The 23,018-nt window shown below is 66.6% G+C and carries 22 protein-coding genes; 7 read left to right on the top strand and 15 right to left on the bottom strand.

Annotated features, from left to right (window positions below; genetic code table 11):
• Entirely contained in the window at positions 1–921 is a 921-nt protein-coding gene (truB, locus tag J1902_RS05290) for a tRNA pseudouridine(55) synthase TruB (protein ID WP_207615204.1), read from the bottom strand.
• Positions 922–955: 34 nt separating this feature from the next.
• On the opposite strand from truB, the gene J1902_RS05285 reads away from it, so the two are divergent.
• A complete protein-coding gene (locus J1902_RS05285) occupies positions 956–2,110 on the top strand; it encodes a pyridoxal phosphate-dependent aminotransferase (RefSeq protein WP_207615203.1) in 1,155 nt (384 codons plus the stop codon).
• Positions 2,111–2,222: 112 nt separating this feature from the next.
• Here J1902_RS05285 and rbfA read toward each other — a convergent pair whose 3' ends face one another.
• From rbfA to rimP, 5 genes are all read right to left on the bottom strand, one after another.
• Positions 2,223–2,732 carry a 30S ribosome-binding factor RbfA gene (gene rbfA, locus J1902_RS05280; RefSeq protein ID WP_207615202.1) on the bottom strand — a complete coding sequence of 170 codons (510 nt, stop codon included), beginning with the start codon at positions 2,730–2,732 and terminating at the stop codon, positions 2,223–2,225.
• Positions 2,733–3,003: 271 nt separating this feature from the next.
• Positions 3,004–5,859 (bottom strand): translation initiation factor IF-2, encoded by a 2,856-nt coding sequence (gene infB, locus J1902_RS05275; RefSeq protein ID WP_207615201.1) that lies wholly within the window; start codon positions 5,857–5,859, stop codon positions 3,004–3,006.
• A 152-nt stretch (positions 5,860–6,011) separates the two neighbouring features.
• Positions 6,012–6,353 (bottom strand): YlxR family protein, encoded by a 342-nt coding sequence (locus tag J1902_RS05270; protein ID WP_207615200.1) that lies wholly within the window; start codon positions 6,351–6,353, stop codon positions 6,012–6,014.
• 195 nt (positions 6,354–6,548) lie between these two features.
• A complete protein-coding gene (gene nusA / locus J1902_RS05265) occupies positions 6,549–7,529 on the bottom strand; it encodes a transcription termination factor NusA (RefSeq protein ID WP_207615199.1) in 981 nt (326 codons plus the stop codon).
• Complete coding sequence (gene rimP, locus J1902_RS05260; RefSeq protein WP_207615198.1) at positions 7,529–8,143, bottom strand: ribosome maturation factor RimP; 615 nt, start codon at positions 8,141–8,143, stop codon at positions 7,529–7,531. The genes nusA and rimP overlap by 1 nt, the downstream gene beginning before the upstream one ends.
• 135 nt (positions 8,144–8,278) lie before the next feature.
• Here rimP and J1902_RS05255 point away from each other — a divergent pair, with 135 nt between their 5' ends.
• The 3 genes from J1902_RS05255 (at position 8,279) to J1902_RS05245 (ending at position 11,209) form a co-directional block, all read left to right on the top strand.
• A complete protein-coding gene (locus J1902_RS05255) occupies positions 8,279–9,331 on the top strand; it encodes a DUF4439 domain-containing protein (protein ID WP_242701635.1) in 1,053 nt (350 codons plus the stop codon).
• Between the two features lie 73 nt (positions 9,332–9,404).
• Complete coding sequence (locus J1902_RS05250) at positions 9,405–10,133, top strand: VIT1/CCC1 transporter family protein (protein ID WP_207615196.1); 729 nt, start codon at positions 9,405–9,407, stop codon at positions 10,131–10,133.
• A gap of 53 nt (positions 10,134–10,186) precedes the next feature.
• Entirely contained in the window at positions 10,187–11,209 is a 1,023-nt protein-coding gene (locus tag J1902_RS05245; RefSeq protein ID WP_207615195.1) for an aminoglycoside phosphotransferase family protein, read from the top strand.
• Positions 11,210–11,255: 46 nt separating this feature from the next.
• Here the strand turns inward: J1902_RS05245 and J1902_RS05240 are convergent, their stop codons facing one another.
• The 3 genes from J1902_RS05240 to J1902_RS05230 form a co-directional block, all read right to left on the bottom strand.
• Positions 11,256–12,053, bottom strand: a complete 798-nt coding sequence (locus J1902_RS05240; protein ID WP_207615194.1) for a sulfite exporter TauE/SafE family protein — start codon at positions 12,051–12,053, stop codon at positions 11,256–11,258.
• On the bottom strand, positions 12,050–13,861 hold the full coding sequence (locus J1902_RS05235; RefSeq protein WP_207615193.1) for a proline--tRNA ligase: 1,812 nt from the start codon (positions 13,859–13,861) through the stop codon (positions 12,050–12,052). The genes J1902_RS05240 and J1902_RS05235 overlap by 4 nt, the downstream gene beginning before the upstream one ends.
• 249 nt (positions 13,862–14,110) lie before the next feature.
• On the bottom strand, positions 14,111–14,335 hold the full coding sequence (locus tag J1902_RS05230; protein ID WP_207615192.1) for a hypothetical protein: 225 nt from the start codon (positions 14,333–14,335) through the stop codon (positions 14,111–14,113).
• 209 nt (positions 14,336–14,544) lie between these two features.
• On the opposite strand from J1902_RS05230, the gene J1902_RS05225 reads away from it, so the two are divergent.
• The 3 genes from J1902_RS05225 to J1902_RS05215 are packed head-to-tail and all read left to right on the top strand — an operon-like array spanning position 14,545 to position 16,690.
• Positions 14,545–15,327, top strand: coding sequence for an ABC transporter ATP-binding protein (locus tag J1902_RS05225; protein ID WP_372434374.1), 783 nt, complete (start codon positions 14,545–14,547; stop codon positions 15,325–15,327).
• An 8-nt stretch (positions 15,328–15,335) separates the two neighbouring features.
• Positions 15,336–16,079: an ABC transporter permease gene (locus J1902_RS05220; RefSeq protein WP_372434373.1), complete on the top strand. Its 744-nt coding sequence runs from the start codon at positions 15,336–15,338 to the stop codon at positions 16,077–16,079.
• A complete protein-coding gene (locus tag J1902_RS05215; protein ID WP_207615190.1) occupies positions 16,076–16,690 on the top strand; it encodes a TetR/AcrR family transcriptional regulator in 615 nt (204 codons plus the stop codon). The genes J1902_RS05220 and J1902_RS05215 overlap by 4 nt, the downstream gene beginning before the upstream one ends.
• Positions 16,691–16,725: 35 nt before the next feature.
• On the opposite strand, the gene J1902_RS05210 is transcribed toward J1902_RS05215, so the two are convergent.
• The 6 genes from J1902_RS05210 to J1902_RS05185 form a co-directional block, all read right to left on the bottom strand.
• Complete coding sequence (locus J1902_RS05210) at positions 16,726–17,466, bottom strand: hypothetical protein (protein ID WP_242701634.1); 741 nt, start codon at positions 17,464–17,466, stop codon at positions 16,726–16,728.
• A 44-nt stretch (positions 17,467–17,510) separates the two neighbouring features.
• Positions 17,511–18,389: a GNAT family N-acetyltransferase gene (locus J1902_RS05205; protein ID WP_207615289.1), complete on the bottom strand. Its 879-nt coding sequence runs from the start codon at positions 18,387–18,389 to the stop codon at positions 17,511–17,513.
• Positions 18,352–19,518 carry a flavodoxin-dependent (E)-4-hydroxy-3-methylbut-2-enyl-diphosphate synthase gene (gene ispG, locus J1902_RS05200; RefSeq protein ID WP_207615189.1) on the bottom strand — a complete coding sequence of 389 codons (1,167 nt, stop codon included), beginning with the start codon at positions 19,516–19,518 and terminating at the stop codon, positions 18,352–18,354. The genes J1902_RS05205 and ispG overlap by 38 nt, the downstream gene beginning before the upstream one ends.
• 85 nt (positions 19,519–19,603) lie before the next feature.
• Positions 19,604–19,894: a YciI family protein gene (locus tag J1902_RS05195; protein ID WP_207615188.1), complete on the bottom strand. Its 291-nt coding sequence runs from the start codon at positions 19,892–19,894 to the stop codon at positions 19,604–19,606.
• Positions 19,895–19,999: 105 nt separating this feature from the next.
• Positions 20,000–20,914, bottom strand: coding sequence for an NUDIX hydrolase (locus J1902_RS05190; protein WP_207615187.1), 915 nt, complete (start codon positions 20,912–20,914; stop codon positions 20,000–20,002).
• On the bottom strand, positions 20,911–22,737 hold the full coding sequence (locus tag J1902_RS05185; protein WP_207615186.1) for an ABC transporter ATP-binding protein: 1,827 nt from the start codon (positions 22,735–22,737) through the stop codon (positions 20,911–20,913). The genes J1902_RS05190 and J1902_RS05185 overlap by 4 nt, the downstream gene beginning before the upstream one ends.
• Positions 22,738–23,018: the final 281 nt, after the last annotated feature.

Below are 23,018 nucleotides of genomic sequence, written 5' to 3'. Positions count from 1 at the left end.
CTACTTGGCCTGTTTTTCGTTGTCCGGTGCGAATACCAGGACCGGCTTGGCGAAACTTCCGGCGTCTGCCAGCAGCGCCACCAGCTCACCCGCCGGGGAGAAGGCCGCGGCTGGCTTGTCCGGGGTGGCGGCCTGGGGTGTGCCGGCTCCGGGGCCCGCGGCGATGCGGCGGCCGAAGGAGATTTCCGTGGTTTCCTCGTCGCTGAGTTCGCGGTTGGGCATCAGTGCCCGCGCGGCCTGGGACATTTCCAGGACGTCGAGCTCCTCGGCCAGCTGCTCCAGCGTGCGGGCCTGCTCGATCGAGTACGGGCCCACCTTCGTACGGCGGAGCGCGGTCAGATGGCCGCCAACGCCCAGCGCCTCGCCGAGGTCGCGGGCAAGGGCCCGGATGTAGGTGCCGGACGAGCATTCAACGGTGACGTCCACGTCCACTACCCTGCCGCCGTCGACCCTTCGGATCCCGTGGATCTCGAAACGGTGGATGGTCACCGGACGGGCGGCGAGCTTGACCTCTTCACCGGCGCGGACGCGCGCGTAGGAGCGCTCGCCGTTGACCTTGATGGCGCTGACGCTGCTGGGAACCTGCTGGATCTCGCCGGTGAGGGCCGCGACGCCGGCAGCGATGGCGTCATCCACGACGGCGGCGGCGCTGCTTGTGCCGGTGACCTCGCCCTCGGCGTCGTCGGTGATGGTGGTTTCGCCGAGCCTGATGGTGGCCGTGTACGTCTTGGAGGTGCCGACGATGTAGGTCAGAAGGCGCGTGGCCTTGTTGATTCCGACCACCAGGACGCCCGTGGCCATGGGGTCCAGGGTCCCGGCATGGCCAACTTTCCGGGTACCGGCCAGCCGCCGCATCCGTCCAACCACATCGTGGCTGGTCCATCCCTGCGGTTTGTCAACGATTACCAGTCCAGAAAGCACGCTTCCCAGTATATCCGTGGCTAGGATGGCTCCCATGCCTGAGCTTGCCGCGCACGTCCGTGACGTCCCCGTGAACCAGATCCGCGAGATCACCGAGGCCGCCTGGGCCACTCCCGGGGCATTGGTGCTCAGCATCGGCGAACCCGGTTTCGCCCTGCCCCGGCACGTGCTGGAGGCCGGCATGGCGTGCCTGGACCGGGATGAGACCAACTACACGCCCAACGCCGGCATCCCGGCACTCCGGGAGGCCTTCGCGGCCCGTTTCCGGGAGCACACCGGCGTGCACATCGGCGCCGAACGGGTCTACGTGGTAGACGGCGCCCAGCAGGGGCTCCACTTTGCCATGAGCCTGCTTTTGGCTCCCGGCGACGAGATCCTCATCCCCAACCCCGGTTACCCCACCTTCGCCATGACGAGCCGCCTGCTGCACGCCGTCCCGGTGGAATACCCGCTCTACCCCGGGCACGACTTCCAGCCCCGCATCGCGGACATCGAAGCCCTCATCACGCCCCGGACCAGGGTCCTGATGCTCAATTCGCCGTCCAACCCGCTGGGCGCCGTGATCGGCGAAGACCTGACGCGCCAACTGGTGGAGCTCGCCGTGCGGCACGATCTGTGGATCATCTCCGACGAATGCTACGAAGCTTTCACCTTCGACGTCCCGCACGTCAGCCCCGCCCGCTTCGACAGTGACGTCCCCGGTCAGGCCCGGGTGTTCACCTCCGTCACGCTGTCCAAGACCTACGGGCTGACCGGGCTGCGGATCGGGGCGTTGATCTGCCCGCCGGGACTGGAACTGAAGATGAACAACGTCATGGAGGCGATCGTGTCCTGCGTTGCCTCGCCCTCACAATACGCTGCATTGGCGGCCCTGACCGGCCCGCAGGACTATGTGGAAGCGGCCCGGGAGCACTACCGCGGCAACCGCGACGCCGCCTCGACGGCCCTTGTGGCCAAGGGCATCCCGTACCTTGATGCCCAGGGCGCGTTCTACCTCTGGGCAGACGTGTCGCATGTGAGCGGCGGGAACGTGCGTGCCTGGGTGCGGCGGTTCCTGGCGGAGGCCGGCGTTTCCTTCGCCCCCGGCACCGCCTTCGGTTCGATCGGCGAAGGCTGGATCAGGATCGCCCTGTGCGGCGGGCAGCAGGAACTGCTCGACGGCGTCGGGCGGCTTCCGGTACGGCAGTAGCCCCCGACGTCGGGCGGCGTCTTCAGAGGCAGCCACAAGCCGGGAAGCCGCTTAACGCGGTGAAGGCCGGACCCCCCCCAAGGGGATCCGGCCTTCACCCGTGCGGACGTGCCTAGCGGCCGGCGTCCTCGTCGAGTTCCTCATCGTCCGTGAGGTCGATGTCCTCTTCGTCAAAGTCGTCTTCGTCGATGTCCGTGTCCTGCGGGGCATCGCTCTTGTACGGGTCGGCCTCGCCAGCGTGCTCGGCGCCGGCGGCCAGTGCGGCCACCTCGGCGTCGCGCCGCTTGGCGGTGCGCAGCAGCTCCTCGAGGTTCGAGGCGTTGACCGGGATCTGGTCGGCCACGAACTCGAGGGTCGGGGTCAGGCGGACGGTGATGTTGCGGCCCACTTCCTGGCGCAGCACCCCCCTGGCCTTCTCCAGTGCCTTACGGGCATCGGCGTGCGCGAGCTCATCGCCGAACACCGTGTAGTACAAGGTTGCGTGCTGGAGGTCGTTGGTGACGCGCGCATCGGTGATCGTGATGGCCTCAACCCGCGGATCCTTAACCCGACGGCCGAGTGCCTCAGCGACAACAACCTTAATCCGCTGCGCCAACTTGGCAGCGCGTGCCGGATCAGCCATTTCCACTCCTAAAAAATTCGAGGGTACGACGGCGCGTGTCCGCTGGCGTACTTAAGTTTGCATGGTGCCACGCGCCTGAGGCGAGCCTACGACGGACTCCCGTTGGGTTTTTCCGGCGGCCAGGGAGTGGCATCGGGCCTGTCGGAGCCGGACGGTTTGCGATCGCAGATCGAAAACCGTCCGGCGAAGGGGCGGGGCCGCCGGAAAAATCCAACGGCCCCGCACCTTGTGGGCGGGCGCCCCCAAAACTCGGAGGCCCCCACCAGACTTCTTAGACGCGCGGCTTTTCGCGCATCTCGAAGGTCTCGATGATGTCACCTTCAACGATGTCGTTGTACGATCCCAGGCCGATACCACACTCGAAGTCCGTGCGGACTTCGGTGGCGTCGTCCTTGAAGCGCTTGAGCGTCTCAACGGTGAGGTTGTCACCGATGATCTTGCCATCGCGGGTGACGCGTGCCTTGGTGTTACGGCGGATGATGCCCGAGCGGACGATGGAACCGGCGATGTTTCCGAACTTGGAAGAACGGAAGACTTCGCGGACCTCGGCGGTGCCGAGCTGGACTTCCTCGTACTCCGGCTTGAGCATGCCCTTGAGGGCCAGCTCGATGTCATCGATCGCACCGTAGATGACCGAGTAGAAGCGCATGTCCACGCCTTCACGGTCAGCCAGGTCGGCGACGCGCTCAGCAGGCTTGACGTTGAAGCCGATGATGATCGCGTTGTCGACCGTTGCCAGGTTGACGTCGTTCTGGGTGATGGCACCCACACCGCGGTGGATGACGCGCAGCTGAACGTCGTCGTCTCCGACGTCGATCTTGAGCAGTGCGTCTTCGAGGGCTTCCACGGCACCGGACACGTCACCCTTGAGGATGAGGTTGAGGGTGTCGATCTTACCTTCGGCCACAGCCTTGTCGAAGTCCTCGAGGCTGATGCGCTTGCGGCGCTTGGCCAGGGCGGCGTTGCGGTCTGCTGCTTCACGCTTTTCGGCGATCTGGCGGGCCGTACGCTCGTCCGAGGTCACCAGGAAGGTGTCACCTGCACGCGGCACATTGGACAGGCCCAGGACCTGTACCGGGCGGGACGGCAGTGCGATGTCGAGGGCGTTGCCGTCCTCGTCGAACATGGCACGGACGCGGCCGTGGGCCGTACCGGCCACGATCGTGTCACCGACGGCCAGGGTACCGGACTGCACCAGGACGGTGGCCACGGAACCGCGGCCCTTGTCCAGGTTCGCTTCGATGGCAATGCCTCGGGCGTCCTTGTCCGGGTTGGCACGCAGGTCCAGGGCGGCGTCTGCGGTCAGGAGGACGGCGTCGATCAGTTCGTCGATGTTCAGGCCCTGGCGGGCAGAAACCTCAACGAACATGGTGTCGCCGCCGTATTCCTCGGGAACCAGGCCGTACTCGGTGAGCTGGCCCTTGACCTTGTCCGGGTTCGCACCTTCCTTGTCGATCTTGTTCACTGCGACGACGATCGGCACGTTGGCTGCCTGGGCGTGGTTGAGTGCTTCCACCGTCTGCGGCATGACGCCGTCGTCGGCTGCAACAACCAGGATCGCGATGTCGGTGACCTTGGCACCACGGGCACGCATGGCGGTGAACGCCTCGTGGCCGGGGGTGTCAATGAAGGTGATGTCGCGGGCTGTGCCCTCGTGGACGTGGCTGATCTGGTAAGCACCGATGTGCTGGGTGATGCCACCGTGCTCGCCGGCAACCACGTTGGTCTTCCGGATGGCGTCGAGCAGGCGGGTCTTACCGTGGTCAACGTGACCCATGACGGTGACGACCGGAGGACGGGCCTCAAGGACGTCGTCGCCTTCGGCGTCGAGCTCACCCTGAAGGTCGATGTCGAACGAGTCGAGCAGTTCGCGCTCTTCGTCTTCCGGTGAGACAACCTGGAGCTTGTAGCCGAGTTCGGCGCCAAGCAGGCCAAAGGTGTCCTCGTCGAGGGACTGCGTGGCCGTTGCCATTTCACCGAGGTGGAACAGCACGGTCACCAGCGAGGCGGGGTTCGCATCGATCTTCTCGGCGAAGTCCGTGATGGACGAGCCACGGCGCAGGCGGATGACGGTGTTGCCGTCGCCGCGGGGCACGCTTACGCCGCCCAGCGACGGAGCACTCATCTGCTCCAGTTCCTGACGCTTGGCACGCTTCGACTTGCGCTGCTTGCCGCGTCCTGCGCCACCCTTGCCGAAGGCACCCTGGGTACCGCCGCGGCCGCGGCCGCCCTTGCCGAAGCCACCGCCGGCAGGAGCTCCGCCACCTGCACCGGGAGCACCGGTACCGGGAGCGCCACCCGGGCGACCCGGGCCACGTCCGCCGCCACCGGGGCGTGCCACGGAGCCGGGAGCCGGACGCTCAGTGCGGTTGGGCATCATGCCCGGAGTCGGACGGTTGCCACCGGGGCCACCGGCCGGACGCGGAGCACCCGGACGGGGTGCGCCGGGACGCGGTGCACCCGGACGCGGGCCACCTGCACCGGCTGCCGGGCGGGGGCCGCCGGCGCCGGCTGCGGGACGGGGACCACCGGGGCGTTCACCCTCGGTACGGCCGCCCGGACGGGGCATGCCCTGGGACGTTGCAAACGGGTTGTTGCCCGGACGCGGCGGACGCTCGCCGTCGCCGCCACGGCCGCGGGGCATGCCCTGCGAGGTGGCGAACGGGTTGTTGCCCGGACGCGGACCGCCGGGACGCGGAGCCTGGCCACCCTGGCGTGCCGGGGCGGGAGCCTCGGCCCTGGGGGCGGGACGGGCGCCGGGCTTGGCGGAAACGGGGGCTGCTGCGGAGGGAGCAGCAACTGCTGCCGGTGCCGGTGCCGGAGCGGGGGCCTTGGCGGCAGGGGCGGGGGCCGGAGCCGGAGCCGGAGACACTGCCTTGGGGGCGGCCGGGCCCGGTGACGGGCTGGATGCCGCAGGGGCAGCCGGTGCCGTGGGTGCTGCTGCGGGGGCCGCGGCCTTTGCAGCGCCGGCACCCGGGTAAGCGTCGCGAAGCTTCTTCACGACGGGGGCCTCAATGGTGGAAGAGGCGGAGCGAACGAATTCGCCCAGTTCCTGCAGTTTTGTCACTGCATCTTTGGAAGTAATACCGAGCTCTTTGGCGAGCTCGTGTACGCGGACCTTGGCCACATTTCTCCTGTCTCGGTCCGCACCGAGCCAGGCACGAACCGTCTACTTCTTACTGCGGGCCCCTGCCACGACGGTGGCGGAAAGGCCCTGTGCAGAGCGCAACAAAGTTGTCATCGTTGCGCACTCATCGCTGGGAACTCATCGGGTTTCCATCAGATTTCTGACCCGCTTTCAGGTTTGGACGGTTTTCCTGCGGTGGCCGGAGCCTCCGCAGGGTGCGTGCCTGGCACTATGTAGCGTTCGACGTCGGCGGTTCCGGTTGCGCCCGCAAGGGCCCTTCCGAAGGCGCGCCGCTTGATCGCCAATGCCAAGCACGTTTCGCTGGGGTGCAGCCAAGCACCCCGGCCTGCCATCCGGCGTCGTTTGTCCATCAGGACAGCGGTTGACCCGCCGCCTTCGGCGACGAGCCGGACAAGCTCGGACCGGGAGCCTTGCTTCCGGCATCCGATACAGGTGCGAACAGGCTGATGGCCGTGTTGAAGCAGTTCAGCCACTGTGTGTCCTTACCTGCCTCTGCATCTGGTGCTTCATGGGCGCCCCAGCGGCATTGCCGCCGGAGCACGCCAAAGCGCACGGATACCGGACGTAAGTCCGGTTCCATCTATTCTAGCCCCCGGCGCCGGGCTGCCGAAACCGGCGGGCCGGGCAAACCGGGGCTGGACCGGCGGCCAGGGCCACCGGTCCAGAAGCTAGTCGTTCTTCGGGGCGGCCGCGTCGGAGACGATATCGATCCTCCAGCCGGTCAGCTTCGCGGCGAGCCGCGCGTTCTGGCCTTCCTTGCCGATGGCGAGGGAGAGTTGGTAGTCGGGAACCACCACGCGGGCGGAGCGGGTGGCCTCGTCGGTGATGGTGACGGAATTCACGCGCGACGGCGAGAGCGCGCTGGCGATGAACGTCGCCGGGTCCTCGCTGAAGTCGACGATGTCGATCTTCTCGTCGTTGAGTTCCGTCATGACGGCGCGGACACGCGAACCCATTTCGCCGATGCAGGCACCCTTGGCGTTGATGCCCGGAGTGTTGGCCTTGACGGCGATCTTGGTGCGGTGCCCGGCTTCACGGGCCAGGGCCACGATCTCCACGGAGCGGTCCGCGATTTCCGGAACTTCCATTTCGAACAGTTTCCGGACCAGGCCCGGGTGCGAACGCGATAGCGTGATGGACGGGCCCTTGGCACCGCGGTGTACGTCAATGACGAACGCGCGCAGGCGGCTGCCGTGGATGTACTTCTCGCCGGGGACCTGCTCGGGCGGCGGCAGCAATGCCTCCACGGAGCCGAGGTGGACCTGGACCATGTGCGGGTTGTTGCCCTGCTGGATCATGCCGGCCACAAGCTCGCCTTCACGACCCTTGAACTCGCCCAGCACATTGTCGTCCTCAACATCGCGCAGGCGCTGCAGGATGATCTGGCGGGCGGTGCTGGCAGCGATGCGTCCGAAGCCGGCGGGGGTGTCCTCGAACTCGCCGACGGGGGCGCCGTCGTCGTCGATCTCGGTGGCCCAGATGGTCACGTGGCCGCTCTTGCGGTCAAGCTCGGCGCGGGCCTTTTCGAAGGCGCCCGGCGTCTTGTGGTAGGCCACCAGGAGCGCTTGCTCGATGGTGGGGATCAGGAGGTCCAGCGGGATTTCACGCTCACGCTCCAGGAGTCTCAGTGCGCTCATGTCAATATCCATTAGGCCTCCTCAGAAGGTCCGTTGTGCTCGTCTTCCAGCCCGGCCTCGTGGAGGTGGCTGAATTCAATCTCGACTTTTCCTTGGCGGATCCTGTCGAAAGGAAGTTTCACAGGGTCGCCCTGCTTGGGCTTCATCCCCTTCTTGACCTCATGCTCGGGAACCAGCGTCACGCCGTCGTTGTCAACGGACACGATGCGGCCGGTGAGGTCGTCGCCCTGGAGCACGTTGACCTTGGCCATGCGGCCGAGGGCGCGGTGCCAGTGCCGGGGCTCGGTGAGGGGCCGTCCGACGCCGGGCGAGGAAACCTCGAGGTCATAGGGGCGTCCGTCGTCGCGGGGATCGTTGTCCAGGATGTCCGACAGTGCGCGGGAGATCTCCGCGATGGCGTCCAGGCTGACGCCGCCGGTTTCCTCCTGGGGAAGGTCCACGACAACGTGGACGGTGCGGTGGGACCCTGCGACGTGGATTGCAACGTCCTCAAGGTAGAGCCGGTTGGCCAAGACAGCCGGCTCGAGCAGGGCCTTGAGCCTGTTCTCTTCCGGGTTCTGGATGGTGGGGGCCGTTGAGGATGAACCAGTACGGTCTGTTGAAGTCGTGGCTTCCGAGTCGCTCATGTTGCCAGCCGCCTCCCGATAGATGTTGTTGTGACTACTAGCCTAGCGATTTTCCCGGCAACGTGGTGCACGGAGTTTCCCGCCCGCGTGACAACATGGTCTGTTGTGAAGCACGAGAGCAAGGAAAACCGCGCAATGCCCGGCTGGGCGAGGACCGCTTTGGTGTTCCTGCTCGCGGCCATCGTGCTGGCCACCGGGATGGTCCTCATTCCGCGTGATCCCGGGCCTCCCCCGGCAGCTCCGTTCTCCGAATCCGCGCGGGTCAGCGCTTTCGCGGACACCCTTTCCCTGCTTGATGCTGCTACCGGCCTGCGCACTGCCGCCGCCCTTCCAAGCGGCAGCGGGCTGCCGGACACGGCGCTCGCGGACACTGTGACATTGCTGACAACTCAGTCACGCGCCCTGCTGGCCCCTGCCCAGGCGACACCCGCGTCGTCCGCCGTCTCCCCCGCCCCGGATTCTCCGGAAGGGCCGCGCACCCCGCAGGCCCTCGTCGCGGCGCTGTCGGCGAGCGGGGCGCAGCGCCTCGCCGATGCGGCAGAGGCCGACGGCGGCATCGCCCGGCTGCTGGCCGCCGTCGGGACAGCGCATGTGCTGCAGTCCGCCCAACTGGCTGCCGCCGCCGGACTTCCGGCCCCGGCCACCCCGGTGCGGATCACGCCGACGGCGGTCCCCACGGCGACGGAATCCTGCCCGGCACCGGCGGCGCCGTCGGGAACTGCGACGGCCGCAACCCTTGCCGGCGCGCTGGCGGCCGCGGTCCGCTCCGAGCAGGAAGCCGTATACGTCCATCAGGTCGCCCTGACCCGGCTGGACCCGGCCGCCTCCGGCACGGCCCAGAGCGCTCTGACGGCACACCAGACTGCCTTGCGGCAGGCGGAGGCCCTCGGGCGCGCGCACTGCCTGGAGGTGCCGCCCCGGGAGGCCGGCTACCGCCTGCCGGAACAGCTCTCCACCAAGCCCCTCGCCGCCCTTGGCGCGCTGGAGGCCGGCACGCTGCAAGGTTTCGGGGACCTGATCGCGCTCGGCACCGGCGACACCCGCCAATGGGCCCTGGACGGGCTCCTGGGGGCTGCCCGCCGCAGCACTGCCTGGGGCACCCCCCTAGACGCGCTGCCCGGGCTGGTTGTCGACGCCGGGGCCCTGCCTCCCCTGCCCGCTCCGAGCGCCGCGACCACCGCACCTTAACCGCCGGGCAGGTCACCTGAAGGAAAGCCTTGCTTGGCTGGCCAAGGTCCCCGTGCGGTGCTTGGCTTGAACCATGGCTTCCATCGAACCTGCCACGCTGCACGACAACGAACCGCACCGGGACGATCTGGCCCATCGGCTGAACTGGCTGCGGGCAGGGGTCCTGGGCGCGAACGACGGCATCGTGTCCGTGGCCGCGATCGTAGTGGGCGTCGCCGGCGCCACCTCCAACACCGCCCACATCCTGACGGCCGGAACCGCGGGCCTCGTGGGCGGCGCAATCTCCATGGCGCTCGGCGAATACGTCTCCGTCAGCAGCCAGAGCGACACGCAGAAATCACTGATCCAGAAGGAACGCCAGGAACTCGAGGAACAGCCGGAGGAGGAACTCACCGAGCTCACGGCGATCTACGAGGCCAAAGGGCTCAGCCCCGCCACCGCCCGCACCGTCGCCAGCGAACTGACCCGGCACGATGCCCTCGCCGCGCATTTGTCGGCCGAACTGAACATCCATGAGGACGATATCGTCAGCCCGTGGAACGCAGCCTTCGCGTCCGCGGTTGCCTTCACCCTCGGCGCCGTCCTGCCCATGCTGGCCATCCTGTTGCCGCCGGAAGGCCTGCGCGTGCCCCTGACCTTCGCGGCCGTGCTCGTGGCACTGGCCATCACCGGCGCGGTGGGCGCGTGGATCGGCGGCGCCTCCAGGGTCCGTGCCGCGGTCCGGGTGGTGATCGGCGGCGCGTTGGCCCTGGCCGCGACCTTCGCCGTAGGCAACTGGCTGGGCGCCAGCGGCATCGTCTGATCGGCGCTGACTCTGATCCACCGCTGCTTCCGATCCACCGCTAGGCTGGAGCCGTGATCCCACCGGCAGTTGTCCCCATTCCCAGTGACCTCCGGAAACGTTACAGCCGCAGCCCCGAAGGCCGCGCGTGGCTCGCCAGCCTGCCCGGGCTGGTCCAGGACCGCCTGGACGGCTGGCAGCTGGACGTGGACCTGGAACCCGGCGCGGGGCCGTGGAACGGCCACGGCGGGCTGGTGTTCCCGGTCCTGCAGCACGGCACCCCTGCGGCCCTGAAGGTTTCCTTCCCGCACGACGAGGCGCTCGTGGAACGCCATGCGCTGTCCCTCTGGGACGGCCACGGCGCCGTCCGGCTGCTGGCTTCCGATGCCGCAAGCTGTTCCCTGCTGCTCGAACGGCTCGACGCCGGCCGCTGGCTTCAGGACGTCCCGCTGGAACAGTGCCCGGACATCTGGGGATCCATGGTCCGGCAGCTGTCCATCGCCCCGGACGAACGGGCCGAATGGCAGGAATTCGACCATGTTGCGGCCGCCGCAGAGCGCTGGAGCGACGATCTGCCCGCCGATTGGGAGCAGCTGGGCAGGCCGTTCCCCCGCTGGCTGCTCGAAGCCGCCCTGGAGGTCTGCCAGACCCGCGGTGCCGTGGGCCGCCGTTCCGGCACGGATGTGCTGGTGCACACGGATCTGCATTTCATGAACATCCTGGCCAAGCCCGGCAGCAGACAGGACCACCGGGCCGAGTACCTGGCCATCGACCCCCAGCCCATGATCGGCGAGGCCGAATTCGCCGTCGCGCCGCTGCTCTGGAACCGCCTGGCGGAGCTGCCGCGAAGCGATCCGGAGCTGGCACTGCTGGCCCGCTGCGAGGCCTTCAGCACGGCCGCCGGCCTCGACACGGAGGTCGCCCGGCAGTGGAGCCTGGCCCGGGAAGTCGAGAACGCCCTGTGGTACGCCGCCAAGCCGGGCCACGGCGGCGATCTGGCGCGCTCACTCTGGGTTGCCAGCACCATGGCCGGACGCACCTTGGATGGCCTGCCGAAGGCGCATGAGCTCCCGGAACCCGGCCCGTCAGCTGTCTAGAATCGGTTCATGGCGAACGCAAGCGGAAGCTTTATCTGAGCACGCCCTATGCGCCGAAGTAGTCCTGCCAAACGTCGTAGCCGAGCTTAACGATGAGGGCGGCCACCACGATCAGGAAGACGATCCGCACAAAGGCGCTGCCCTGCTTCACGGCCGTGCGGGCGCCCAGGTAGCCGCCGGCCATGTTCGCCAGCCCCAGGACCAGTCCGAGGCCCCACAGCAGGGAGCCGTGCGGCAGGAAGAACAGCAGCGCCCCGGCGTTGGTAGCCATGTTGACGATCTTGGCCTTGGCGCTGGCCTCGAGGAAGGCGTAACCCATGGCTGAGACGAGCGCGATCACCAGGAACGAGCCGGTGCCGGGGCCGATCAGGCCGTCGTAGAAACCGATCACGGTCCCGATGAGGCAGGCCACGATGTAGTGCGTGTGGCCGTCGTGCCGCAGGGCGGTCAGTTCGCCGGCGTTGGGGCGCAGGGCCGTGAAAAGTGCGACGGCGACCAGGGCCACCACGATGATCGGCTTGAACACGCTCGCGGGCAGGTTCGCGGCCAGGACCGCCCCGCCGAAGCTTCCAGCGAGGGCGATCACGGCCATAGGGACGGCCGTCTTCAGGTCCGGGCCGACGCGCCGGTAATACGTCACCGCACTCGTGGTCGTACCGAAGATGGAACCCATCTTATTGGTCGCCAGCGCCTGGACAGGGGTGATCCCGGGCACCAAGAGCAGGGCGGGGAGCTGGATCAGTCCCCCGCCCCCTACGACGGCGTCAACCCAGCCGGCGGCAAAGCCGGCCACCACAATCAGGATGAGAGTGGTGAGCTGGATCGATTCGAAGCCGGAAATCACCGGCTACGGACGGCGTTGACCACGTAGTCGACGGCCTTGTCCACCGCAATGTTCTCTGCCTCGCCGCTGCGGCGGTCCTTGATTTCCACGACGCCGTCCACCAGACCACGGCCCACGGCCAGGATGGTGGGGACGCCGAGCAGCTCGGCGTCGCCGAACTTCACGCCGGGGGAAACCTTGGGACGGTCGTCGTAGATGACGTCCAGGCCGGCGGCCTCGAGCTCCGCGGAAAGCTTCTCCGCCGCCTCGAAGATGTCCTCGCCGCGGCCGACGGCCACCACGTGGACATCGGCAGGGGCGACGGCCCGCGGCCAGCTCAGGCCCTTGTCGTCGTGGTTGGACTCAGCCAGGGCAGCCACTGCGCGGGTCACACCGACGCCGTAGGAGCCCATGGTGACCACCACCTGCTTGCCGTTCTGGTCCAGGACCTTCAGCTCAAGGGCTTCGGCGTACTTGCGGCCGAGCTGGAAGATGTGGCCCATCTCGATGCCGCGGGCGGTCTCCAGCGGACCGGAACCGTCGGGGGCGGGGTCGCCTTCGCGGACCTCGGTGCACTCGATAACGCCGTCCCAGGTGAAGTCGCGGCCGGCCACGAGGCCGAAGACGTGCTTGCCGTCCACGTTGGCCCCGGTGACCCAGCTGGTTCCGGAGACGATGCGGGGGTCAACGAGGTAGAGCAGCTTGGTCGAACCCTCCAGGCCCAGCACCGCTTCGCCAAGGGCCCGGCCGGGGCCAATGTAGCCCTTGACGAGCAGCGGGTGCTTCTTAAGGTCGCCGTCGTTGGCGGCTTCGAGGCCGATCTCCCCCGCGATGGGGAGGAAGGATCCGATGTTCGCCTCGACGCGCTTGAGGTCCACGGCACGGTCTCCTGGCACACCGACGACTACGAGCAGGCGCTCGCCCGTGGGCAGGGTGACGGCAAGGACCACGTTCTTGAGCGTGTCCCCAGCCGTCCAGGTGCCGCCGTCGGCTCCGCTGCGCGGCGCCAGCTGGTTGGAAGCCGCCACGAGGCTCTCGATCGTGGGCGTGTCCGGGGTGTCCAGGACGCGGGCGGCCGGGGCGTTGCTGAAGTCGATTGAGGCCGGGACCACGGTGGTAACGGCTTCGACGTTGGCTGCGTAGCCGCCGGCGGAGCGGACGAAGGTGTCCTCGCCGATCTCGGTGGGGTGCAGGAACTCCTCGCTCTTGGACCCGCCCATGGCGCCGGCGGTTGCGGCAACGGGGATGACATCAAGGCCCAGGCGGGCGAAGATCTTCAGGTAGGCGGCGCGGTGGGCGGCGTAGCTGGCGTCCAGGCCGGCGTCGTCCACGTCGAAGGAGTAGGAGTCCTTCATGATGAACTCGCGGCCGCGCAGGAGGCCCGCGCGGGGGCGTGCTTCGTCGCGGTACTTGTTCTGGATCTGGTACAGGCTCAGGGGCAGGTCCTTGTACGAGGAGTACAGGTCCTTGACCAGGAGGGTGAACATCTCCTCATGGGTGGGGGCAAGCAGGTAGTCGGCACCCTTGCGGTCCTGGAGCCGGAACAGGCCTTCGCCGTATTCGGTCCAGCGGTTGGTGGCCTCGTAGGGCTCGCGCGGCAGCAGCGCCGGGAAGTGGACTTCCTGGGCACCGATGGCGTCCATTTCCTCGCGGACGACGGCCTCGACCTTGCGCAGCACGCTCAGGCCCAGCGGAAGCCAGGTGTAGATGCCCGGTGCCGCGCGGCGAATGTAGCCGGCCCGGACCAGGAGCCTGTGGCTTGCCACCTCGGCGTCGACGGGATCTTCACGCAGGGTGCGCAGGAACAGCTTGGAAAGGCGAAGGACCACGGGTACGTATCCGTTTCTATGGCAGAACTGGCAAAAACAACTGTCTACTAATCTACCGGCTGAGAGCGCACCCTCCGGCCCGCCCGGGCTGGCGACGGCCCGGAGCGCCCGCCTCCCTGCCGGCGGCGGACGCGGGCACAGAAGAGCCACGCCGTCGGAGCCGGAGCCCCTGGCCGCGAGGCGGCTGGTCATCCTGCAAAGGCGGCGTGGCTCAGCAGCCGGTCGGCCGCAGGCTCTGTCCCCGGAAAGCTACGTGGTCTTGCCCTCCAAGGCCACCAGTACGCCTGCGACTGCGAAGTACTTGTTGCTGCCGAGCTCGCGGACGGTGTCAATGCCGAGGGCATCCTTCAACGCCTGTGCGGCGGCATCCGTGACACCCGCCAGCGCAGCCGGAGACGCGTCCAGGATTTCCTTGAGAGATTTGTCTTCGTATGCCTTGTCAAGTGCCTTGGAAAGATCAACGCTTACAGCCATTGTGTGTGTTTCCTCTCTGCAACCCACCGCACCCCAACGACACGGTCAGTCTCGAAGTTATGTGATGCGACGCACGTTTTCAAGGATTTGCCCGCAACACGCCATTGACCAGCGCGCCATTGAGCACGCACGCCATTGACCGGAGGCGAGGGCCGGGCATAGCGTTTATTCATCATGTGGTGAATAAACGGATGTCGCCGGAGGTCCTGGTGTCACACCTTGCAAGAGACAAAACGAAACCCCGCGGCCACGCTGCCTCACCCGCAACCGCCGGGACTGCCGCGGTGGAGGCCGTGGCCCTGCACATTTCGAGAGGCCGGACCCGGATCCTGCGGGGCCTTGATTTCAGCATCGGGAACGGCCGCATCACCGGGCTGCTCGGCCCTTCCGGCAGCGGAAAGACCACCCTGATGCGCGGCATCGTGGGAGTCCAGAAGATCACCAGCGGCTCCATCAGCGTCCTAGGGCAGCCTGCCGGCGCGCCCTCGCTGAGGCACGACGTCGGGTACGTCACCCAGTCGCCCAGCGTGTACCCGGACCTGAGCGTGGAAGCCAACGTCCGGTACTTCGGTGCCATGCACGGCGCGACGGCGGCCGACACCGCGGAGGCGATTGCCGCCGTCGGGCTCGAAGAATTCGCACGGCAGAAGACGGCTGACCTGTCCGGCGGACAGTCCAGCCGCGTGTCGCTGGCCTGCGCGCTGGTCTCGCGGCCCAAACTGCTCGTCCTGGACGAACCGACCGTGGGACTGGACCCGGTGCTGCGGGCCGAGCTGTGGGAACGCTTCGCAGCCATGGCGGAGGCCGGAACCACCTTGCTGGTGTCCAGCCACGTCATGGAGGAAGCCTCGCACTGCTCATCCTTGCTGTTGCTGCGGGACGGGCTGCTGCTGGCCCAACTCAGCCCCGCGGAACTCGCCGAGCGGGGGCGCAGCAACGACCTCGAACGCGCGTTCCTGCACATCATCCAGGAAGGGCTGGCGGCACAATGAATCCCCGGATGATGCTGGCCACTACGGCCCGGGTGCTGGGCCAGTTGCGGCATGACCACCGCAGCGTGGCACTGATCCTGGTGGTGCCCGCCCTGCTGCTGACCGCGGTCTATTTCCTGTTCGAGAATGAGACCCTTCCGCCAGGATTCCCGCGCACGTTCGACCGCGTGGGCCTCATGATGCTGGCGATCTTCCCGTTCGTGGTCATGTTCCTGGTCACCTCCATCACCATGCTGCGCGAACGGACTTCCGGGACGCTGGAACGCCTGCTGACCACCCCCATCCACAAGGCCGATCTCCTCTTCGGCTATGCCCTGGCATTCTCGATCATGGCGGCGCTGCAGTCCCTCGTGGCCACCGCCGTGGCGTACTGGGTGTTCGGCCTGGACATCAAGGGCGGCCCGGGCCTGGTGGTGATGATCGCCGTCATCAACGCGGTGCTGGGCGTGGCCTTGGGGCTGCTGTGCTCGGCGTTCGCCAGGACGGAGTTCCAGGCCGTGCAGTTCATGCCCGTGGTGGTGGTGCCGCAGATCCTGCTGTGCGGTCTTTTCGTGGCCCGGGACCGGATGAACGACGTCCTGGAGGCGATCTCCAATGTGCTGCCGCTGACGTTCTCCGTGGACGCGCTCCAGGAGATCGCGGGCAATGCCGAGGCCACGTCGGCCATGTGGCAGGACGCAGCCGTCATGGTGGGAATCGTGCTGGTGGTCCTGGTGCTGGCATCGCTGACACTTCGACGGCGGACCTCATGAGCGGCAGCCTGCAGCCGCTGCGGCGGGGGCGCCGGAGCGGCGGCGAGGACTCCCGGGAGCTCATCCTCGGCACGGCCCGGCGGCTGTTTGCCGAGCACGGCTTCGACGGCACCAGCCTGCGGCAGGTGGCACGCGAGGCCCAGGTGGACCCCGCCATGGTCCACCATTTCTTCAAGGGCAAGGACGAACTCTTCGCCCTTAGCGTGGAGCTGCCGGCGGACCCTGAACAGGTCCTTGCCGGTGTGGAGACCCTGGACCCCGGAGAGCGCGCCGAGGCCATCATCCGGGCGGTGCTCCGTTTGTGGGAGGGCCCCGCCCAGCACGGGCTGGTGGCGTTCGTCCGCGGCACCATCGGCTCCACAGCCAAGACGGCCCTGCTGCGCGAAATGGTGGCCCGGACCATCCTGTCCCGGGTCATGGCCGGGGTGCCCGGCCCGGCCGGGGAGGTCAGGATGCGCGGCGACCTGGTGGCCAGCCAGATGGTGGGGCTGATGCTGGTGCGGTACGTGGTCCGGCTCGACCCCCTGGCCTCGGCAACGCAGGACGAGGTGGTGAGGATGGTCGCCCCGAACGTCCAGCGCTACCTCACGGGCGAGCTGGACAACCCCTGAGGTGCACCGGACATCCTGTGCCAGGCCCGAACGGGCTACTTGACCAGCGCGGCAGCCTGATCCAGAATCGCGCCGACCCGTGCGACGGCATCTTCCTCACTCTTCCCACCCGTGGCTATGACGGTCATCAGCACGCCCCGATGTACCACCTGCGCAGTGACCAGTGACTGCTTCCGCCCATCGGGCAGAGTCGTGTCCGTCCTGTAGGCAATTGTCTCTGGGACAGAACCGAGCCCGTTCAGCATGGTCAAGGCTACGTCGAACGCCGCGCCTGAGGTTGTCATCGACATGCTCGCGCACTTGTTCACCTCCCCGAACTGCGCAATGCTTTGCTTCAGGAATTCCGTGTCGAGCCCGGACGTCAGGGAGACCACGGTGGACGCCCCTGCTGTGGCGTCCAGGCTTGTTCCCATCGCCATGGAGGCACCCTCAACCGAAGGCGGCATGCCGGCAAGCGCCATCTCCTGGCACTCGGCCGGTTCAACCGTCATCGATGACAGCAGGGCTTTCGACTGCTCCATGGATCCTGAGAGGTTGGCGCTGGACGTCACTGAGAGCCTGGCACCCCGGGCGTCCTTGATTTCGGCCACAAGCGCCGTGAGTTCTTCCGTGTTGTACTTCTTTGCCGGCGCTTCCGTTGGCGCGGGCGAGGCTTCGCTGGACGCGCTCCCGGCGGTAGCGGCGACGTCCGGTGAGTTGCTTGGTCCGCCGCAGGCTGTCATCCCCATGATCAGCAGCGCCGCGGCACTGAATCCGCGCAGAGCGTTGTTCTTCATCTGTTCCCCCAATGAGACTCGAGTGATGTGCCGGCAATGGCCAACTAGAAAAGAACAGTAGCGAAGGTTCCTACCTGCTCGAAGCCGACGCGCTCATAGGTAGCACGGGCCCGGGCGTTGTAGTCGTTGACGTAGAGGCTGGTGACCGGCGCCAGTTTCCGGGCGAGGACCACGACGGCGGCCATGTACGCGGCGCTGAGTCCCTGGCCGCGCATGTCCGGGTTCATCCACACGCCCTGGACCTGTGTGACATCCGCAGTGACGGCACCCAGCTCGGCCTTGAAGACCACCGTGCCGGCGGCGTCGATGTGGACGAGGGAATGGCCCTGCCGGATGAGGCCGGCCACGCGCCGGCTGTAGTAGTCCTGGCCGCCGAGGAACGGCGAGTAGCCCACTTCCTCCTCGAACATGGCGGCGCAGGCTGGCAGGATGCGGTCGAAGTCGGCCATCCCGGCGACGAGCAACTGGCGGTTGGGCTCGATGAGAGGTGGCCCGGCGATGGTGAGCAGCGGCTGGCGGGCGCGGACCTCGTGGGCGAAATGCCCCAGCTGCTCCAGGTGCGAATAGAGCGCGAGGACGGTTTCGGCCGGCCCGAAGATGGAGGCGTAGCGGCGGCCGGTGTGGTGGACCGCCGTGGCGATGTAGCCGGCGAGCCCTGGGGCCAGCTGTACGGGAACCAGATTGGCCCCGGCCCAGCAGGCGCCCAGGAGCGTCCCGCCGTCGAACACGCCAAAAACTCTGGCGCCGCCCGAGGTGGGCGCGGCGGTGCCGGTCGAATCCAAATGCGCCAGGATGAAGACGTTGGCAACAACGTCTTCATCCGCAAGCGCGCGCAGAACCCGGGTGTCGGCGGAGCCGAGCACCCGGACCTGCAGGCCGGTCTCGTTACGAGACGCTAACCACGGGGCTACCCTTGACAGCATCTTCGCCATCGGCCTCCCCCATCTCTTCAGCGATACGCATGGCCTCTTCGATCAGTGTCTCAACAATCTGGCTCTCGGGGACAGTCTTAATGACTTCCCCCTTCACGAAGATCTGGCCCTTGCCGTTGCCGGAAGCGACGCCGAGGTCGGCCTCGCGTGCCTCGCCGGGCCCGTTGACGACGCAGCCCATGACGGCGACGCGCAGCGGAATCTCCATGCCTTCCAGGCCCGCGGTGACCTGCTCGGCGAGCGTGTAGACGTCCACCTGGGCGCGGCCGCAGGAGGGACAGGAGACGATTTCCAGTTTGCGCGGGCGCAGGTTCAGCGACTGCAGGATCTGGTTGCCCACCTTGATTTCCTCGACCGGCGGCGCCGAAAGGGAGACGCGGATGGTGTCGCCAATGCCGCGGGACAGGAGCGCCCCGAAAGCAGTGGCCGACTTGATGGTGCCCTGGAAGGCCGGCCCGGCCTCGGTGACACCGAGGTGCAGCGGCCAGTCGCCCTGTTCGGCGAGCATCTCGTAGGCCGCCACCATGATCACGGGGTCGTTGTGCTTGACGGAGATCTTGAAGTCGTGGAAGCCGTGCTCCTCGAAGAGCGAGGCTTCCCAGACTGCGGACTCAACGAGTGCCTCCGGCGTGGCCTTGCCGTACTTCTTGAGGATGCCGGGCTCCAACGAACCGGCGTTGACGCCGATGCGGATGGACGTGCCATGGTCCTTGGCGGCCCGGGCGATTTCCTTGACTTGGTCATCGAACTTGCGGATGTTGCCCGGGTTGACGCGCACAGCGGCGCAGCCGGCCTCAATCGCGGCGAAGACGTACTTCGGCTGGAAGTGGATGTCCGCGATGACCGGGATCTGGGACTTGCGCGCGATGATCGGCAGGGCATCGGCGTCGTCAGCCGACGGGCAGGCAACGCGCACGATGTCGCAGCCGGACGCCGTCAATTCGGCGATCTGCTGCAGCGTGGCGTTGATGTCCGTGGTGGGCGTGGTGGTCATCGACTGCACGCTGATGGGCGAATCGGAGCCGACGCCGACCGAACCTACCTTGATTTGGCGCGTCTTGCGACGAGGGGCAAGAACTGGTGGCGGTGCTGCTGGCATTCCTAAGCTGACCGGGGTCAAGACGTCCTCCATCTGCCGTCTTCCGGCAGGTAGTCGCGGATCATATTATCTGGCTTTGTGAACCTCTTCGCGGGCCTGTACCAGTTCACGTGTACTGGTTCAGCAGCCCGATCACAGGGCTCCACTCACTGACGCGCTTTCCGGCCACGAACCCGTGGGTATTGAACGGATCCTGCTTCAGTTCTTCCAACAGTGCCTCTTCCGATTCGGCCGTGAACAGCAGGAGGGCACCGCTGCCGTCAACATACGGACCCGAAGCAAGCAACCGGCCGGCCTCTGCATACTGGCCAAGCCATGCGCGGTGGGACGGGCGGAATTCGTCGCGACCTGCAGCGGAACCCTCGGCGTAGACATATTCAACTGCAAAAATACTCATGCGTCCAAGCCTACTTGCAGGAGACGAACCACGGGGCCGCACCCCCTCAGCAGGGTGCGGTATCCCACAACCTTTATTCAGGTGCTGTTGTCCGCGGGCGGCGGCTTATAAGAGGCCCGTTGTGGGCAGCGGTATGTAGTAAGCGGAATGATAGCGGGTATTATCGCCTGTCAGTACCCAGGCTGATCCCTTGCGGACGCGGAAGCGTTTATCCAAAATCGTGCGGTCGTGGTGGATCAGGTGGGCCATAACGCCTGACAGGACGTCCTCATGGGTACACAGGACGGTTCCGGTCCCGCGCGTCTGCGCCACCAGACCCATTGCGGCCTTGATACGTCCTTCGGCCAAGTGCTCGGAACGCTCCACTTCGAGGGACTCCCGCCGGGCCAGTTCGGCAACGGTCTCGATACAACGGATCAGAGGGGACGAAAAAACTCGCTCTATTTTGAACATCGATCCCAGCGAAGCCAGGGATTGGGCGGCTTTTTCGCCTTCCTCTGCCAGCGGCCGGCTGTGATCTGGATGCTTCCATTCGCTGCGGTCCGTGGCTTTGGCGCCGCGGACGAGCAGTAACATTGTTTCCCGGACGGACACCGGCCGTACGCCCAACTGCATTTGGAGCTGGGTGCCCAGGGCGATGATGGCCGGCCGGTCCCGTGGCTCGGTTACCGTGCGCAGGGCTGCGGGAAGAGAGAGCCACCGGACGGCGTCCACCTCTCGGTTGGCGGTGAAGTGCCCTGACTCTGCGGCCGCCGCCCAGTAACGGATCGTTTTGGTTCTTTTCTTGCTGTCCTCATACCGGATGCTTGGCAATTCAGCACCGAGACGGCAGTCAAAGCCGGTTTCCTCCCGTAGTTCACGCCGCGCGCATTCCCGCCCTGATTCTCCCGGTTCTGCTTTGCCCTTGGGAATGGACCAGTCGCCATGACGGGGGCGGTGAATAAGGAGAACTTCGAGCGCACCTTTGCTCCCGGTCCGCCACGGAAGCGCACCGTAGGTTCCGGGCTTGGTTTCGCTCATGCGATCGTCTCCGTCTGTGTCAGGCCCAATGTCGGCGCGTGGGTGTCCCCGGTGTGCTGGAGCCGGTCAAGGCGGCTGTAGAGGCCGCCGGAGGCGATAAGGTCGCCGTGCCGGCCGGTTTCGACCACCCTGCCGTGGTCGAGGACGTAGATTTGATCGGCGCGTTGGAGGGTTGAGAGGCGGTGGGCGATGACGATGACCGTGCGGCCGGCCATTAGCCGGTCGAGACCGCGCATTATGTACTGTTCGGAGATCGCGTCCAGGCCCGATGTTGGTTCATCGAGGATGACTATGGGGGTGTCCCGCACTAACGCGCGGGCGATGGCGATACGCTGGCGTTGTCCGCCGGAGAGGGTGACGCCGCGCTCCGCCACGGGGGTGTCATATCCCAGCGGCAGATTCCGGACGAACTCGTCCACATAGGCCGCCTGAGCCGCAGCGTACACGTGCTCGCGGCTGACCCCCTCGGAGCCGTAAACGATGTTGTCATGGATCGTCCCGCGAAACAGGATGGACTCCTGCAGCACCATGGAGACCTGCCTGCGCACGGTGGCTAGCTGCAGATCCCGGATGTCGACCCCATCGAGGAACACGGACCCCTGCGTCACGTCGTACAGGCGCGGGATGAGACTGGCTACCGACGACTTTCCGGCGCCCGTGGGTCCGGTGATCGCCACCATGTTGCCTGGCTCGGCTTTGAGATCTATTCCGTGCAGGACATCCCGGTTCTCCTGGTAGCCGAAGCTGACTCCGCGCAACTCCACCGCGCCGGCCAGCCGCGGGGCGGGCCGGGCGCCGGGCTTGTCAGTGATGGCCGGTGCCGTGTCCAGAATCTCCTGGATGCGCTCGGCGCTGGCCTGGCCGCGGCTGATCACCGTTGTCAGCTTCGCCAGGGCCTTCATCGGGGCGTACAGCGCCTTGAGGTAAGCGAGGAATACGAGCAATAGGCCCAGCGTCATGGTTCCCTCCAGTACCCGTTGGGCACCGACCCAGAGCACCAGCACCGTGCCCAAAGTGGCGATGACATCTACGAGTGGAGAGAACACGGACTGAAGCCCGATGACCTTCAGGCCGGCGTCCTTCCTCCCGTCGTTCCGGGTGCGGAAGTCTTCCTCGTGGCGTGTTTCGCTTGTGTAGGTCTGCATCACGCGCACCGAAGAGAACGTCTCGGACATAGCCGCCGCTATGTCGCTGTCCTTGCGTCGTGCCTCTCGGGATGCGGCTTTGATCCGGCGCCGGTAAACCAGCACCGTTACGAACAACAAAGGGGCCACTGCCAGCCCGATCAATGCAAACGCCGGATCGACCATCACGCAGATGGTGACGATGAACCCCAGAATGAACACGTTGGGCAGCAGCACGGAAAGCATCGACACCATGAGCGCACGCACATAATCAACATCGGTGGTGGTGCGTGTGACGAGGTCCCCCAGCCGCTGCCTGTCGTGGAAGGACAGGGATAAACGCTGCAAATGGGTAAAAACATCAACGCGGATGGTGGCCATGACCCGCTCCCCAACACCATTGAGCACACGGGTCCCCAGGTACTCCGCCGCGGCGTTCAGCAGGGTCATGGCCAGCAGAGCCGCCGCAGCGAGGAGAAGCAGCTGCAGGGGCCCAGCGTCGGCTAATCCGAGGAATCCCGGCAGACGGTGCTGCTCGGAAGGCCCTGATGGCTGCAACACGTCATCGACAATGACTTTCATCGGCCACGGCAATGCCACTTGCATGGCTGCGACGAAAATAACCAGCAGCGCGCCTCCGCCCAGCGGCCAGACATGGGAAGCGATCGCCCGACGAAACCGCCAAAAAGTAAGAAACATCTCATCACCAAAAATGGCCAGTTACGCCAACGGACAACCTCCGCCGAAGCTTCGAGGCTGCAGTAAAGCGTGCTTGCGCTGGAACCGTTCTACCGACGTGCAGATTGAGTGTCATTGCGTACCCCCTGGTTGGCGACATTTCGCACTGCGATGCATACCGCTTCCTTTATCCCTGACCACGGTTGCAGAAAACCTGCGGTCTTCGGACGGCAGCGGGCGGCTTACATGGTTTCTCCAAGAAACGGAGCGCAGTCTCTCAGTGATTGCTTCTTGAAGGGTGG

It is taken from the genome of Arthrobacter cavernae (assembly GCF_017368795.1).
In the GTDB taxonomy this organism is placed as follows: domain Bacteria; phylum Actinomycetota; class Actinomycetes; order Actinomycetales; family Micrococcaceae; genus Arthrobacter; species Arthrobacter cavernae.
The sequence above is the reverse complement of the archived record's forward strand: the minus strand, read 5'-3'. Positions and strand labels throughout refer to the sequence as shown.

Excerpts from the sequence above, each read along its gene's own strand:
- J1902_RS05220 (WP_372434373.1), top strand. The coding sequence starts at position 15,336 with ATGATGCTGGCCACTACGGCCCGGGTGCTGGGCCAGTTGCGGCATGAC.
- rimP (WP_207615198.1), bottom strand. The coding sequence starts at position 8,143 with ATGAGCGACTCGGAAGCCACGACTTCAACAGACCGTACTGGTTCATCC.
- J1902_RS05285 (WP_207615203.1), top strand. The coding sequence starts at position 956 with ATGCCTGAGCTTGCCGCGCACGTCCGTGACGTCCCCGTGAACCAGATC.
- J1902_RS05255 (WP_242701635.1), top strand. The coding sequence starts at position 8,279 with ATGCCCGGCTGGGCGAGGACCGCTTTGGTGTTCCTGCTCGCGGCCATC.
- J1902_RS05185 (WP_207615186.1), bottom strand. The coding sequence starts at position 22,737 with ATGTTTCTTACTTTTTGGCGGTTTCGTCGGGCGATCGCTTCCCATGTC.
- nusA (WP_207615199.1), bottom strand. The coding sequence starts at position 7,529 with ATGGATATTGACATGAGCGCACTGAGACTCCTGGAGCGTGAGCGTGAA.
- rbfA (WP_207615202.1), bottom strand. The coding sequence starts at position 2,732 with ATGGCTGATCCGGCACGCGCTGCCAAGTTGGCGCAGCGGATTAAGGTT.
- J1902_RS05230 (WP_207615192.1), bottom strand. The coding sequence starts at position 14,335 with ATGGCTGTAAGCGTTGATCTTTCCAAGGCACTTGACAAGGCATACGAA.
- J1902_RS05205 (WP_207615289.1), bottom strand. The coding sequence starts at position 18,389 with ATGCTGTCAAGGGTAGCCCCGTGGTTAGCGTCTCGTAACGAGACCGGC.
- J1902_RS05210 (WP_242701634.1), bottom strand. The coding sequence starts at position 17,466 with ATGAAGAACAACGCTCTGCGCGGATTCAGTGCCGCGGCGCTGCTGATC.
- J1902_RS05215 (WP_207615190.1), top strand. The coding sequence starts at position 16,076 with ATGAGCGGCAGCCTGCAGCCGCTGCGGCGGGGGCGCCGGAGCGGCGGC.
- J1902_RS05195 (WP_207615188.1), bottom strand. The coding sequence starts at position 19,894 with ATGAGTATTTTTGCAGTTGAATATGTCTACGCCGAGGGTTCCGCTGCA.
- J1902_RS05190 (WP_207615187.1), bottom strand. The coding sequence starts at position 20,914 with ATGAGCGAAACCAAGCCCGGAACCTACGGTGCGCTTCCGTGGCGGACC.
- J1902_RS05250 (WP_207615196.1), top strand. The coding sequence starts at position 9,405 with ATGGCTTCCATCGAACCTGCCACGCTGCACGACAACGAACCGCACCGG.